This is a genomic window from Arthrobacter sp. ASL1 (assembly GCF_056680475.1).
The window spans coordinates 2,719,596-2,734,328 of the sequence record NZ_CM155284.1; the positions used below are offsets into that span (position 1 = coordinate 2,719,596).

At 69.8% G+C, this 14,733-nt stretch carries 12 protein-coding genes; 8 read left to right on the top strand and 4 right to left on the bottom strand.

Annotated features, from left to right (window positions below; all coding sequences use genetic code 11):
• Positions 1–24 precede the first annotated feature (24 nt).
• From AC1MEQ_RS12875 to AC1MEQ_RS12900, 6 genes are all read left to right on the top strand, one after another.
• Entirely contained in the window at positions 25–930 is a 906-nt protein-coding gene (locus tag AC1MEQ_RS12875) for an ABC transporter permease (RefSeq protein ID WP_479796129.1), read from the top strand.
• 3 nt (positions 931–933) lie between these two features.
• Positions 934–3,072 (top strand): dipeptide/oligopeptide/nickel ABC transporter permease/ATP-binding protein, encoded by a 2,139-nt coding sequence (locus AC1MEQ_RS12880; RefSeq protein WP_479791189.1) that lies wholly within the window; start codon positions 934–936, stop codon positions 3,070–3,072.
• Complete coding sequence (locus AC1MEQ_RS12885; RefSeq protein ID WP_479791190.1) at positions 3,069–3,890, top strand: ABC transporter ATP-binding protein; 822 nt, start codon at positions 3,069–3,071, stop codon at positions 3,888–3,890. The genes AC1MEQ_RS12880 and AC1MEQ_RS12885 overlap by 4 nt, the downstream gene beginning before the upstream one ends.
• Before the next feature lie 69 nt (positions 3,891–3,959).
• Entirely contained in the window at positions 3,960–4,901 is a 942-nt protein-coding gene (locus AC1MEQ_RS12890; RefSeq protein WP_479791192.1) for a dihydrodipicolinate synthase family protein, read from the top strand.
• 17 nt (positions 4,902–4,918) lie between these two features.
• Positions 4,919–5,623, top strand: a complete 705-nt coding sequence (locus AC1MEQ_RS12895) for an N-acetylmannosamine-6-phosphate 2-epimerase (RefSeq protein WP_479791193.1) — start codon at positions 4,919–4,921, stop codon at positions 5,621–5,623.
• Between the two features lie 68 nt (positions 5,624–5,691).
• On the top strand, positions 5,692–6,417 hold the full coding sequence (locus AC1MEQ_RS12900; protein ID WP_479796130.1) for a glucosamine-6-phosphate deaminase: 726 nt from the start codon (positions 5,692–5,694) through the stop codon (positions 6,415–6,417).
• Between the two features lie 112 nt (positions 6,418–6,529).
• Here the strand turns inward: AC1MEQ_RS12900 and AC1MEQ_RS12905 are convergent, their stop codons facing one another.
• On the bottom strand, positions 6,530–8,173 hold the full coding sequence (locus AC1MEQ_RS12905) for a hypothetical protein (RefSeq protein WP_479791194.1): 1,644 nt from the start codon (positions 8,171–8,173) through the stop codon (positions 6,530–6,532).
• A 313-nt stretch (positions 8,174–8,486) separates the two neighbouring features.
• Between AC1MEQ_RS12905 and AC1MEQ_RS12910 the strand changes: the two genes are divergently transcribed.
• The gene (locus AC1MEQ_RS12910; RefSeq protein ID WP_479791196.1) at positions 8,487–10,865 is read left to right on the top strand and encodes an ATP-binding cassette domain-containing protein; all 2,379 of its coding nucleotides are present in this window, start codon (positions 8,487–8,489) and stop codon (positions 10,863–10,865) included.
• A gap of 6 nt (positions 10,866–10,871) precedes the next feature.
• On the opposite strand, the gene AC1MEQ_RS12915 is transcribed toward AC1MEQ_RS12910, so the two are convergent.
• Positions 10,872–11,540, bottom strand: a complete 669-nt coding sequence (locus tag AC1MEQ_RS12915) for a DUF4352 domain-containing protein (RefSeq protein ID WP_479791198.1) — start codon at positions 11,538–11,540, stop codon at positions 10,872–10,874.
• 67 nt (positions 11,541–11,607) lie between these two features.
• Here AC1MEQ_RS12915 and AC1MEQ_RS12920 point away from each other — a divergent pair, with 67 nt between their 5' ends.
• A complete protein-coding gene (locus tag AC1MEQ_RS12920) occupies positions 11,608–13,419 on the top strand; it encodes an FMN-binding glutamate synthase family protein (protein WP_479791199.1) in 1,812 nt (603 codons plus the stop codon).
• Positions 13,420–13,436: 17 nt separating this feature from the next.
• On the opposite strand, the gene pcaC is transcribed toward AC1MEQ_RS12920, so the two are convergent.
• Entirely contained in the window at positions 13,437–13,829 is a 393-nt protein-coding gene (pcaC, locus tag AC1MEQ_RS12925; RefSeq protein WP_479791200.1) for a 4-carboxymuconolactone decarboxylase, read from the bottom strand.
• The gene (locus AC1MEQ_RS12930; RefSeq protein ID WP_479791201.1) at positions 13,822–14,673 is read right to left on the bottom strand and encodes an alpha/beta fold hydrolase; all 852 of its coding nucleotides are present in this window, start codon (positions 14,671–14,673) and stop codon (positions 13,822–13,824) included. The genes pcaC and AC1MEQ_RS12930 overlap by 8 nt, the downstream gene beginning before the upstream one ends.
• Positions 14,674–14,733: the final 60 nt, after the last annotated feature.

The window sequence follows — 14,733 nt, forward strand, 5'->3', positions numbered from 1 at the left end:
CGCCGACTGGCGGCCCTGCCGCTGATGATCCTGGGCGTCACGTTCCTGGTCTTCGTGATCCTCAAGCTCGCCCCCGGCGACGAGGCCACGATGGCCCTGGGCGAGGGCGCCAGCCTCGATGCCAAGGAGGCGTACCGCGCGGAACGTGGCCTGAACCTGCCGCTGCCCGTGCAGTACGTGGCCTTCCTGGGCCGCCTGCTGACCCTGGACTTCGGCGTGACCACCCCGCCATCGCGTCCGGTCGCCGGCATGATCGCCCAGGCGTTCCCGCTCACGCTGCAGCTGACGGCGTTCGGCGTGGTCATCGCCGTCGTGATCTCCCTGGCGTTCGGCGTGCTCGGGGCGCTCTACCGCGACAAGCTGCCCGACCAGCTGATCCGCGTCTTCTCCATCGCCGCCGTCGCGACGCCGTCGTTCTGGCTGGGCATCCTGCTCATCCAGTGGCTGGCCCTGGGTGCGAACCCGCTCTTCCCCTCCGGCGGCATGCCGGGGCCCGGCGAGGGGTTCGGTGCGTGGCTGGCGCACATGACGCTGCCGGCACTCGCGCTGGCCATCCCGGTCTCCGCCTCGCTGATCCGCGTGGTGCGCACCTCGATGGTGGAGGAGCTGGACAAGGACTACGTCCGCACGGCGATCGGCAACGGCGTGCCCCGCAACGAGGTCATCTCCCGCAACGTGCTGCGCAACGCCCTGGTCACCCCGGTGACCGTGCTGGGGTTGCGCATCGGCTACCTGCTCGGCGGCGCCGTCGTCATCGAGATGATCTTCTCGCTGCCCGGCATGGGCCAGCTGATCCTCAACGGCATCACCGCCCACGACACGAACCTGGTCCAGGGCGTCGTCCTGGCGATCGCCGTGACGTTCGTGCTGGTGAACATCGTCGTCGACCTCGTCTACCTGCTCATCAACCCCCGCATTAGGACGGTGTAGCCGATGGCTCCCCTGGCACCCCGCAACGCCCTGGTGGCGCGCCTGAGTTCCGGCGCGACCCGCCTGACCTCACTGACCCTCGGCTCGAAGATCGCACTGGTCTTCCTGGTCGTCATCGCCCTGGCGGCATTCCTCGCCCCGGTCCTGGCGCCGCACAGCCCGCTGGCCTCCGGGATCCCCGCCCAGCGCCCGAGCGCCGAGAACCTCTTCGGCACCGACCGGCTGGGCCGCGACATCTTCTCCCGCCTGCTCTTTGGCGCCCGGACCTCGCTGGTCATCGGCCTGGGATCCGTCGCGTTGGCACTTCTGCTCGGCGGGCTGCTCGGCTCGCTGGCGGCCACCAGCAGCAAGTGGGCCAACGAGGTCATCATGCGCATCATGGACATGCTGATGGCCTTCCCCGGCATCGCACTGGCGGCTGCACTGCTGGCCTCGCTGGGCAACTCCGTCCCGGTCATCATCCTGGCGATCGCCGTCATCTACACCCCGCAGATCGCCCGCGTGGTCCGCGCCAACGTGCTCGCCCAGTGGGACGAGGACTATTCGCGGGCCGAACGCGTCATCGGCGCCGGCCGTTTCTACATCCTCATCAAGCACATCATGCGCAACTGCGCCGCGCCCGTCCTGGTCTTCGCCACGGTGATGGTGGCCGACGCGATCATCCTCGAGGCCTCGCTGTCCTTCCTGGGCGCCGGCGTGCAGGACCCCGCCCCGTCCTGGGGCAACGTCATCTCCTACGGGCGCACGCTGGTCCTCAACGGCGCCTGGTGGGCCACCACCTTCGCCGGCCTGGTCATCCTGCTGACCGTCTTGGCGCTGAACATCCTCGCCGAGGGCATGACGGACGCCCTCGTCAACCCGAAGCTGCGCGGCGCCACACCGTCCACCGACACCGCCTCCGTCGAGGTGGCCGCCGCAGGCGACGCCACCGTGCAGCACCACGGCACCGGATTCGCCGGGGCATCGACGGCCCCGGAGGACGACGGCGGGGCGCTGGCCCCGGCCGCGGACGCCCTCGCAGCCGACCAGGGGAACGCGGAACGACGGCGGCTGGCCGCCGAGCTCGACCGCCTCGCAGCGGTCGAGGCCACCCGGACCGACCGGCTCCAGCTGGCCAACGGGGGAGCGGACGCCGCGCCGGTCCTGGAGGTCCGCGACCTCTCCATCCGCTTCCCGGACCGCTACGGGCAGACCCGCATCGTGGACAACGTGTCCTTCACCGTCCGCGAGGGCGAGACGATGGGCCTGGTCGGGGAATCCGGTTGCGGCAAATCAATCACCTCGCTGGCCATCATGGGGCTGCTCCCGGCCAGCGCCCGCGTCACCGGTTCCATCCGCTTCGGGGGCCGCGAGCTGCTGCCCTCCGACGGCCGCGGCGGGACCCGTGCGGGCGATCCGGGCGTCTACAAGGGCCTGCGCGGCGAGCAGATCGCGATGGTCTACCAGGACGCCCTGTCCTCGCTGAACCCCTCGATGCTGATCAAGGACCAGCTGGCACAACTCACCCGGCGCGGCGGCCGCAAGACGCCCGCGGAACTGCTGGAACTGGTGAAGCTGGACCCGGCCCGCACGCTGAAGTCCTACCCGCACGAGCTCTCCGGTGGACAGCGCCAACGCGTGCTCATCGCCATGGCCCTGTCCCGCCAACCCAAGCTGGTGGTCTGCGACGAGCCGACCACTGCCCTGGACGTGACCGTGCAGAAGCAGGTCGTGGACCTGCTCAACGAGCTGCGCGAACAACTCGGGTTCGCCATGGTGTTCGTCAGCCACGACCTGGCCCTCGTCGCCTCCCTGGCCCACCGGGTCACCGTGATGTACGCCGGGCAGGTCGTCGAATCCGGCCCGGTCCGCTCGATCCTCACCCGTCCGACGCACGAATACACGCGCGGCCTGCTCGGGTCGGTCCTCTCCATCGAATCCGGTGCAGAACGCCTGCACCAGATCCCGGGGACGGTGCCCAGCCCGGGCGACTTCGCCGACGGGGACCGGTTCGCGGACCGCTCCACCCTGCCCGGCTCCGACCCGAGCCGGCAGCTGGTCCTCACCCCCGTGGACGGCATCGCGGAACACCTGTGGGCGAGCCCGCAGGCCGCCGACACACTGTCCGCCGCCGGCACCACCTCGAAGGAAGGCCAGGCATGAGCCAGCCCGCACCGACCAGCCATCCGGAACCGGTCATCGAACTGAAGGACCTGCACGTCCACCACCGGGCCCGCTCCGGCAAGGCCTTCAAGCCGCTGATCATCAAGGCCGTCAACGGCGTCGACTTCAGCGTCGGCCGGGGGGAGACCGTCGGCATCGTCGGCGAATCCGGTTGCGGCAAGTCCACGCTCGCCTCCGTGCTGGTGGGCCTGCAGCCGCCGACCTCCGGCGAGGTCCTCTTCCGCGGCCGACCGGCGGTGAAACGCAATGCCGCCTTGCGCAAGGAATTCGGGCGCAGCGTCTCGGTCGTCTTCCAGGATCCGGCGACGGCGCTGAACGCGCGGCTGCAGGTCCGCGACATCCTCATGGACCCGCTCATCGTCCACGGGATCGGCACGGCGGCGAGCCGCAGCAAACGCGCTGCCGACCTGCTGGGCCTGGTCGGCCTCCCGGCCTCGGCCGGGGCCGCGTTCCCCAACCAGATCTCCGGCGGCCAACGCCAACGCGTGGCCATCGCCCGGGCCCTGGCCCTGGAACCGGACATCATCGTCGCCGACGAGCCGACCTCGGCGCTGGACGTCTCGGTGCGGGCCCAGGTCCTGAACCTGCTCTCCGACCTGAAGAACGAGCTGAACCTCGGCATGGTCTTCATCTCCCACGACATCCAGACCGTTCGCTATGTCTCCGACCGGATCTGCGTGATGAACGCCGGGGAGATCGTTGAACAGGGCCCCGCCGCGCAGGTCTTCGACACCCCGTCCAACGACTACACCCGCAAGCTGCTCGGCGCCGCGCCGTCCCTGCTCCACGCGGGGTAGCCCCCCGCGGGCCTGCCCCACCCGAACCACCCCACACCACAACACCCAGCAGAACAGGAACCACATCCCGTGACCGCAGCATCGACCGCCGCCCCCCGCACCTACTCCGGGGTCATCCCGCCGGTCGTCACCCCCCGCGCCGCAGATGGATCCATCGACACCGCATCGCTGGAACGCGTCGTGGACCACCTCATCGACGGCGGTGTGTCCGGGCTGTTCGTGCTTGGTTCCTCCGGCGAGGTCCCCTACCTGACCAATGCGGAGCGCGAACTGGTCATGACCACCATCGCCGCCCGCAACCACGGGCGCGTCCCGCTGCTGGCCGGCGCCAACGAGCAGACCACCGCGCGCGTCATCGAGGAAGGCCGGCGGATGGTGGACCTCGGCGCCGACGCCCTGGTCGTCACCACCCCCTACTACGCGCTCTCCAACGCCGCCGAGATCGAGGACCACTTCCGCGCCGTCAAGGCAGCGGTCGACGTGGACCTCTTCGCCTACGACGTCCCGATCCGCACCAACGCCAAGCTGCCCCTGGACGTGGCCGTCCGCCTGGCCGAGGACGGGGTGATCGCTGGTGTCAAGGACTCCTCCGCCGACGACGTCTCCTTCCGCCGGCTGCTGCTGGCCACAGCCCATCTGAAGGGCTTCTCCGTCTTCACCGGGCACGAGGTCGTCGTCGATGGCGCCCTGCTCGGCGGCGCCCACGGTGTGGTCCCCGGCCTGGGCAACGTCGACCCGGCCGGCTACCGCCGCATGGTCGACGCCGCCGCGGCCGGCGACTGGGAGGCCGTGCGCCGGGAACAGGACCGCTTGGCGGAGCTGTTCACCATCGTCTTCACCCCGGACGCCGCCCGCGTCTCCGGCGGTGCAGCCGGCCTCGGCGCCTTCAAGACCGCCTTGGTCCTGCTCGGCGTCATCGAGGACAATATGATGAGCACGCCCATGGCCTCCCTCAACGACGCCGAGACCGCCGCCATCGCGGACATCCTGCGCTCCACCGGGCTGCTCTAGGACCGGAGGAACAGCCCATGATGCCCCCATCGGAACTGCTTGAGTCGCTGCGCGGGCGGCTCATCGTCTCCGCACAGGCCTACCCGGGGGAGCCCATGCGCCACCCCCAGACCATGGCCCAGGTGGCCGCCTCCGCCGTGGCCGGCGGGGCCGCCGCCGTGCGCGTGCAGGGACTGGCCGACATCCAGTTCACCCGCTCGGCCGTCGAGGTCCCGGTGATCGGGCTGTGGAAGGACGGCCACGACGGGGTCTTCATCACGCCGACTGCCCACCACGCCGTCGCCGTGGCCCAGGCCGGGGCACACATCGTGGCCCTGGACGGAACCCGACGGCCACGACCCGACGGCCTCTCGCTGGCCGCGACCATCGCCCGGATCAAGGACCAGTCCCCGGCCCTGGCGATGGCCGATTGCGGCTCACTTGACGATGCACTGGCCGCCGTCGAGGCCGGAGCGGACCTCGTGGGCACCACGCTCGCCGGCTACACCGGCGAACGTCCGAAGACCGATGGCCCGGATCTGGGCCTGATCTCCGCGATCGCCGCGGCCGGTGTCGGCGTGCCGTTGATCGCCGAGGGCCGCATCCACACCCCCGCGCAGGCCAGGGCGGCGCTCGACGCCGGGGCCTTCGCCGTCGTCGTGGGCACCGCCATCACCCATCCGGGCAGCATCACCGGCTGGTTCGACGCGGCCCTGCGCGACGTCGACGAGCCGCTGCCGTGAGCGCCACGACGCACGGGTCCCCGGAATCGGGTGCCAGCGGTGCCACCGGTGCCGCCGGGGCCCCGCGCATCCTCGTCGGGACGGACGCGCACGACGTCGGCCGGTTGGCTGCCGAGGTCGTGCTGGCAACCGTCAGGGCCAAGCCCGCCGCCGTGCTGGGCCTGGCCACCGGGTCCTCCCCGCTACCGCTCTACGCCGCCCTGGCCGCCGCGGACATCGACTGTTCCCGGGTGTCCGGCTTCGCGCTGGACGAATACCTTGGCCTGCCGGATGGGCATCGGCAGTCGTACGCCGAAGTCATCCGCACCGCGGTGACCGAGCCGCTCGGGATGGACCCGCACCTGGTCCACGTACCGGATCCGCACGGCACGGACCCTGCGGCCCACGCCGCGGACTACGACGCGGCAATCACCGCGGCAGGCGGCGTCGACGTGCAGATCCTCGGGGTGGGATCGAACGGGCACATCGGGTTCAATGAACCAGGTTCGGCATTCGACTCACGGACCCGCGTGGTGCGGCTAGCCGAGCGGACCCGCCAGGACAACGCCCGCTTCTTCGACTCGCCCGAGCAGGTTCCCGTGCGCTGCCTGACCCAGGGGATCGCGACGATCCTCGGCGCCCGGCACCTGCTGCTGATCGCCCACGGCGAGCACAAGGCACGACCGGTCCTGCGGGCACTGCGGGGCCCGGTGACCGAGGAATTCCCGGCGTCCATCATCCAACGTCACCCGCACGTCACCGTGGTCCTGGACGAGGCCGCCGCCTCGCTGCTCGGCGGCGTCCCGAGCGTCTGACGTCGTTGTGCTTGGCCTCCCTTAAATGCCGCTGCGGCCGGGTTCCCCGTGGAGAGCCCGGCCGCAGCCATGCCGTGCACTGCCGACGGATCGGTGGCCTGCGGCGTTCCTGCTAGCGGCGCAGGTGCCGGCGGGCCCGGATGAGCAGGACGGCAGGGATCGCGAGGATCAGGAGCGGCAGCAGGAGCAGCAGGCCCTTGGGGGAGCTGAGGATGGAATCGGCCGAGACCGCAGCGGTTGAACCGCGCAGCTGTTCCGTCCCGCCTGCCAGTTCCATGGATCCGGCGGACAGCTTGGCCGTGCCGTCGGCGAGTTTGCCGTTGCCATCGGCGAGCTCGCCCGCGCCGTCGTCGACCTTGCCCGTGCCGGCCTGCAGCGACTTCGACCCGGTATCGAGCTTGCCCAGGCCGGTGTCGAGCTGGTGGGTGCCGGCCGCGAGGCGGCCCGCCCCGTCGTCGAGCTTCGTGGCACCGGCGGCGAGCTTGTCGTTGCCGGCGGCCAGTTCGCCGGCCCCGTTGCGGACCTTGACCGATCCGGCGGCGGCCTCCTCCGCGCCGGCCACCAGATCCGGCGTCTTGCGGGCCAGTTCCCCGGTGCCCTTCTGCAGCTTCACGGAACCGGCGGCGATGGCGTGGTTGCCATCGGCCAGGGCGGAGGCACCCTTGGAGACCTTCGTGGATCCGGCGCTGAGCTTGTCTGCGCCGGTGGACAGTTTCCCGGCACCGACGGCGAGTGCCTGGTTGCCCGTGGCTAGTTCGCCCGCGCCGGCTTCCAGGCGGTTGGCCCCGGCATCGAGCTGCGACAGCCCGGCGTAGAGCTGCGCGGTGCCGGCCTTGAGCTGGTCGGTGCCGTCGGCCAGTTCGCCGTTGCCGGCGGCGATCTTCTGTGCACCGGCGTTCAGCTCCCTGAGCTGGGCTTTCAGGAGCCCGAGCGGAACGACGCCCTGGGGGCCTTCGGCGGCATCCAGGAGTTTCTGGGTTCCGGCGGCCAATTCGGCCGAGCCGTCTGCCAGCTGGTGGGCGCCGGGGGCGGCCTTGGCGGTGCCCTCCTTCAGCTGGTAGCTGCCGGCCAACGCCTCACCGGTTCCTGCGGCGAGCTCCTGCGTTCCGGCGTGCAACTGGTTGGCACCGGCGGAGGCCTTCTGGGCCCCCGCTTCCAGTTCCTGCGCTCCGTTGCCCAGCGCCTGCCCTCCAGCGCCGAGCTCCTTGGCGCCGGCGCTGAGCTTGTCTGCACCCGTGGCCGCCTCGCCCGCCCCGGCGACGAGCTTCACGGCACCGGCGTCGAGCTTCTTGGCCGCGCGGTCGGCGCGGCCGGCACCGGCGGCCACCTTCTGGGACCCGACGGCCAGCCGGCCGCTGCCTTCGGCGAGCTTCGCGGCCCCCTCGGCGGCAGCACCCGCTCCGGTGGACAACTCGCCGGTGCCCGAGTGGAGCTTCTTGGCCCCGTCATCGAGGTCCCCGGCTCCGTTGTTCGCCGTGCTGATGCCCTCGGAGAGCTTTCCGGCACCCTCATCCAGTTCCCCGGTGCCCTCATGCAGGGTGGTGGCGCCGGCGGCGGCACGCGTGGCGCCGTCGTTCAGCTGGGATATCCCGGATTGGGCCTGGCCCATGCCGTTGTCCAGTCTCGAGGCGCCGTTGGCCACCTGGCCGGAATAGATGACGTAGAAGGCCAGGACGGCCACCAGGAACAGGGCCAGCAGGGCGGTGATGATGGCGTGCATCAGCGAGTGCTGCTTCGCCGCGCGATGTGCATTCATGCGTCTCCTCGGGGAGGTTGTAGCGGGCCGGACGGCGCGAGGCTGCGCCATGAAATGCGGCAGCGCACGAGCCGGCCCCCCCCAGCCCGGGATGTTCATCCGCGGTGCCATTCCAGATCGGAAGGCGGCCGCGGAAGTCCTGGCCGTGGGGCCAGGACGAATGTCATTGATGGTGACCTGCATTACATTGAACCTACTGTCCGGTAGCTTTTCAAGAGATGTCGAAGAAAAAGTTACTTGTGGGTAGTTGTGGTATTTTCGTCGACAACCGTCCGGAGGCCAGCGCGTGGCGGCGCCGCCTACACTGGTGGACATGCCCGAAACCACCACGCCCGAAGGCATCAACGCCGCCGACCGCCACGAACTCATCCGGGTGCGCGGTGCCCGCGAGAACAACCTGCAGGACGTCTCGGTCGACGTGCCCAAACGCCGGATCACGGTGTTCACGGGCGTCTCCGGATCGGGCAAGAGCTCGCTGGTCTTCGGGACCATCGCCGCCGAATCGCAGCGGATGATCAACGAGACCTACAGTGCGTTCGTGCAGGGTTTCATGCCCACCCTGGCCCGCCCGGAGGTCGACTACCTGGAGGGCCTGACGACCGCGATCATCGTCGACCAGGAACGCATGGGCTCCAACCCGCGCTCCACGGTCGGCACGGCCACCGACGCCAGCGCCATGCTGCGCATCCTGTTCAGCCGGCTGGGCGACCCGCATGTTGGCCCGCCGACCGCGTTTTCCTTCAACGTCCCCACCCGCCGGGCCGGCGGGGTGATGAGCACCGAGAAGGGCGGCCACGTCGAGAAGAAGGTCGTGAAGGATGCCGTCTACCTCGGCGGCATGTGCCCGAAGTGCGAGGGCATGGGTCAGGTCTCGGACTTCGACATGACCGCGCTCTACGACGACACGAAGACCTTGGCCGACGGCGCGCTGACGGTCCCCGGCTACTCGATGGACGGCTGGTATGGCCGCCTGTTCGAGGGAATGGGGCTGCCGATGGACACCCCCCTCGGGAAGTTCACCAAGAAGCAGCTGGACACGATGCTCTACGCCGAGCCGACCAAGATCAAGGTCGAGGGCGTGAACCTCACGTTCGAGGGCGTCATCCCGAAAATCCAGAAGTCGATGCTCTCCAAGGACGTCGAGGCCATGCAGCCCCACGTCCGCCGCTTCGTCGAACGCGCCATCACCTTCGGCACCTGCCCGCAATGCGAGGGCACCCGGCTCACCGCCGAGGCCCGCTCGTCGAAGGTCAACGGCCAGGGCATCGCCGAATTGTGCGCGATGCAGATCAGCGACCTGGCCGCCTGGCTACGCGACCTCGACGAACCGTCCGTGGCACCCCTGCTGACCGGTTTGCGGCACCTGCTCGACTCGTTCGTGGAGATCGGCCTGGGCTACCTCTCGCTGGACCGCCCGGCCGGAACGCTCAGTGGCGGAGAGGCCCAACGCACCAAGATGATCCGCCATCTGGGGTCATCGCTGACCGACGTCACCTACGTCTTCGACGAACCCACCATCGGCCTGCACCCGCACGACATCGCCCGGATGAACGAGTTGCTGGTGCAGCTGCGGGACAAGGGAAACACGGTCCTCGTCGTCGAGCACAAACCCGAAACCATTGCGATCGCCGACCACGTGGTGGACCTGGGGCCGGGCGCGGGCACCGATGGCGGCACCGTCTGCTTCGAGGGAACGGTCGAGGCCCTGCGTGCCAGCGACACCGTGACCGGCCGACACCTCGATGACCGGGCCCGCCCCAAGGACGGGGTGCGCCAGTCCACCGGCGCGTTGGAAGTGCGCGAGGCGTCGAGCCACAACCTGAAAAACGTCGACGTCGACGTCCCGCTGGGCGTGCTCTGCGTGGTCACCGGGGTGGCCGGTTCGGGCAAGAGCTCGCTCATCCACGGCTCCCTGGCGAAGCGCGAGGGCGTCGTCGTCGTGGACCAGGGCGCCATCAAGGGATCACGGCGCAGCAACCCCGCCACCTACACCGGCGTGCTGGAGCCGCTGCGCAAGGCCTTTGCCAAGGCCAACGGCGTCAAGCCGGCCCTGTTCAGCTCCAACTCCGAGGGCGCGTGCCCGACCTGCAAGGGCGCCGGCGTCATCTACACCGACCTCGGCATCATGGACACCGTCGCGACACCGTGCGAGGAGTGCGAGGGCAAGCGGTTCCAGGCCGCCGTGCTGGAGTACACGCTGGGCGGGCGCAACATCGTCGAGGTGCTGGACATGTCAGTCGACGAGGCCCTGGACTATGTCTCCTCCGGTGAGGCGAAGACCCCGGCGGCCCAGAAGATGCTCGCCCGGCTCTCGGACGTCGGGCTCGGCTACATCAAGCTCGGCCAGGCGCTGAACACCCTGTCCGGCGGCGAGCGCCAGCGCCTGAAGCTGGCCAACCAGATGGCCGAGAAGGGCGACATCTACATCCTGGACGAGCCGACCACCGGGTTGCACCTCGCCGACGTGGCGAACCTGCTGGCGCTGCTGGACCGGCTGGTGGAGGCGGGCAAGTCGGTCATCGTGATCGAGCACCACCAAGCCGTCATGGCGCACGCGGACTGGATCATCGACCTCGGCCCAGGGGCAGGGCACGACGGCGGACGCGTGGTCTTCGAGGGGACGCCGGCGGAGCTGGTGGCTGGGCAGGCCACGACAACGGGGAAGCACCTGGCCCGCTACGTCGGGGCCTGACCGGTCCTAGGGCAGCGGCCACTCGGCGATGTCGGTTTCGGCATCGGCCAGGGTGAGCGCGCCAGTGCGTTCGGGGATGTCGAGCACCAGCGTTCCACGCACCGTCGAACCGGGCTTCAGTTCCGCGGGCAGCGCGTTACCCGCCTGCTGGCAGGAGGTTGCCGCGGCACTGCCCAGGTCGCCGTCGTACCGGGGGCCATCGACCGGGAAATAGGACCAGGCATTCGGCGAGAGCACGAGCGGACGTTGTTGCGCGTCCGCATCGGACGGCTTCTCGAAGGTGGCCTCGACCTCGACCAGGGCGAAGGCCCCGTGCTCGGGCTGGCCGCCGTCGACCGGGCAGGTATCCTCGACCGACAACGACGTGACCGTCAAGGTGATCACCGGCTTCCCGTCCGAGCCCTCCAGATGCACGGCCTCCCCGGGGGAGTAGAGCGGCAGCTTCCTCTCGCTCGTGGCCCGGCCGTGCGTCTCATGGGCCGGGATGTCCGCCTCGAGGGATCCGGAGGAGGGCGATGCCTGGTCGGTGATGGGCGTGCGGGTGTGCGTCGGGGGACTGCTGGCCGGGTCGGTGGTGGACGCCCCGGTGGCGCAGGAGGCCAGCAGCAACGTGGCCACGGCGAGCCCGGCGAGCGGGGTCAAGCGTGCGGCGACTCGTCTTCGGCGTTCCAACATGCACCCATTCTCGCCCACGCTCTCCGGCGGTGTCGAAATGGGCAGGCCCGGGGGTAGGCTCGGCCTCATGGTGCGTTTCTTCCTGCTGACTTTGTTCATCGTCCTGGCGGCGGCAGCGGTGGTCGCCGCATCGTTCGGGACCACCGGCTGGATCGCCCTGGGCATCGTGATCCTGCTGGTCGTCGCGCTGGGCATACACGACCTGCTCCAGACCAAGCACGCGATCCTGCGGAATTTCCCGGTACTGGGCCGCATGCGGTACCTCCTCGAGTCGGTACGACCGGAGATCCAGCAGTATTTCGTCGAGCGGAACACCGACGGACGACCGTTCGACCGCGATACGCGTTCGCTGATCTACGCGCGGTCCAAGGGCGCCGACAGCCACAAGGCCTTCGGCACCGAACGCGACGTCAACTCGCAGGGGTACGAGTTCCTGCTGCATTCCAGCGCCCCGCTCGCCCCGCCGGAGGAGCACCACCGGGTGCACATCGGCGGCCCCGATTGCCGGCAACCCTATGACATGGCCCTGATGAACGTCTCGTCAATGAGCTTCGGATCGCTGTCCAAGAATGCCGTCCTGGCGATGAACAAGGGTGCCGCGCTCGGTGGATTCGTCCACGAGACCGGCGAGGGCGGGCTGACCCCGTACCACCTTGAATACGGGGCCGACGTGTTCTGGGAGATTGGTTCCGGCTACTTCGGCTGCCGCGACGAGCACGGAAAGTTCGCGCCGGAGACCTTCCGCCGGAAAGCAGCCACCGAACAGGTCAAGGGCATCACGCTCAAGCTCAGCCAAGGGGCCAAACCCGGGCTCGGTGGCGTCCTGCCGGCGGCGAAGATCACCCCGGAGATCTCCGACGCCCGCGGGGTGCCGATGGGCCAGGACTGCATCTCCCCGGCCTCGCATTCCGCGTTCCACACCCCGCGCGAGCTCATGGAATTCGTGGGCCAGCTCCGCGACCTTTCCGACGGCAAGCCCATCGGCTACAAGTTCTGCGTTGGATCCCGCACGGACGTGCTGGCCATGTGCAAGGCGATGCTGGAAACCGGGATCACCCCGGACTACATCATCATCGACGGTTCCGAGGGGGGTACCGGCGCGGCCCCCCTGGAATACGAGGACCACGTGGGCACCCCGTTGACGGAGGGGCTGATGCTCGTCCACAACGCGCTCGTCGGAACCGGCCTGCGCGACAGGATCCGGCTGGGGGCCGCAGGCAAGGTCGCCAGCGGCAGCGACATCGTCAAGCGGCTCATCCAGGGTGCCGACTTCACCATGAGCGCCCGCTCGATGATGATGGCCACCGGCTGCATCCAAGCCCAGAAATGCCACACGAACGAGTGCCCGGTCGGGGTGGCGACGCAAAACCCACGCCTGATGCGCGCGCTGGACGTTGAGGACAAGGGCAACCGCGTCCACAACTACCAGAAGCTCACCGTCACCGAAGCCGAACAGATCATGGCCTCGATGGGCGTTTCGAACCCGGCGAACCTGAACCAGCGGATGCTGCGCCGCCGGGTCGACCACCTGACCACCAGCAGTTACGCCGCCCTCTACAACTGGATGCGCCCCGGCGAACTCCTGGAGGATCCACCGCGGGGGTGGCGGCTTGACTGGGACGAAGCGGACACCGAACACTTCGGCGAACACGCGCCGATCCCCTGGCTGGAGCCCGACGGCGGACAGGGAGCCGGCGAGGCGACCCACGGTGCCGGCCCACGTCACGACCGGCCCGACATGGCGCGTTGGGACGAGACCAGCTCCATGGCACAGGTCCCCGCGGGGCCGACCCGCAGGGACGTCGACGACACCGATACGGGTAAGACCGGCCGCGTCGAGTCCTCGGGTGTCCGCCCCGAAGGACGCCCCGGCGGATAACCGCTCCGGGACGGCGCCTATTCGTACTCGGCCAGGACCTTCTGCCCGATCTTGAACGCCACATTGGCCGCCGGCACCGAGCAGTAGATGGCGCACTGCAGGAAGACCTCCTTGATCTCCTCCGCCGTCATCCCGTTGCGCAGCGCCGCGTGCACATGCATCTCGAGTTCCTCCCAGTAGCCGCCGGCGATCATCGCGGTCAGCGTGATCGCCGAGCGGGTGGTCCGGGGCAGGCCCTCGCGGGTCCAGATCGTCCCCCACGCGTAGCGGGTGATCATCTCCTGGAACTCCCCGGTGAACCCGGTGGCGTTCGCCGTGGAGCGGTCCACGTGTTCGGTGCCGAGCACCTCGCGGCGGACCACCATGCCGTCGTCGTAGCTGTCCCCGGGCAGTCGACTGGACTCAGCCACGGGGTGATCCCTGCGTGGTGAAGAAATCGAGGAGCAACGCCGCGGTCGCCGCGGGGTCCTCGGCGGGGGCCAGGTGCGCCGCCGACTGCACGACGGCGGAGCGGCCGTTGGGCACGTGGCTCGCCAGGAACTCGGCATCGGCAGGAGGGCAGACGACGTCGTGGGCGCCGGCGATGGCCAGCAGCGGATCGGTGATCGCGTCCAGCTCCCCGGTCAGGTCGAACCCGGCCAGGGCACCGCAGGCGTGGGCGTAGGAGAAGCGGTCGGCGTCCTGCAGGGTGTGCAGCAGATCGGTGGAGACCACCGGGTTGGCCTCGATGAACCCGGGGCCGAACCAGCGCTCGGCCGAACCGGCGACCATGGTCGGGGTGCCGGCCTTCGCCACGAGTTCCGCGCGATCCGTCCACCCCTGCGGGGTGCCGATCTTCGCCGCCGAGCAGATGATGGCCAGCCCGGAAAACAGGCCCGGGTGGTCGTGGCCGAGCTGGATGCCGGTGGCGCCGCCAATGGAGACGCCGGCGTAGTAGACGGGCAGGTCCGTCGAGACGGTGCCGTCGGCGCGCAGGCGTTTCAGCAGGGAGACCACGGCGGCGGCGAGCTCGGCCATGGTGAAGTCCTCGGTGGAGACGTCCGCCCCGCCGTGGCCGGGCAGGTCCCAGGCGATGAGTTCGAAATGTCCGGCCAGCCGGGACGCGATCGGGCCCCAGAGGGCCTTGGAGCCGGTGCCCAGCGATGGGCCCAGCAGCAGGGCCGGCTTGGCCGGGGCACCGGTGGCGGGGGAGGCGGATCCGGCGGTTTCGCCGGCAATCTGGTTCAGCGCGAGGCCGCGCAACATCGGTTCCATGGGTCCTTCTGTCTCGGGGTTGGTGGTGCTCGGTGGTGGTCTGGATGGCCCGGCCCGGGC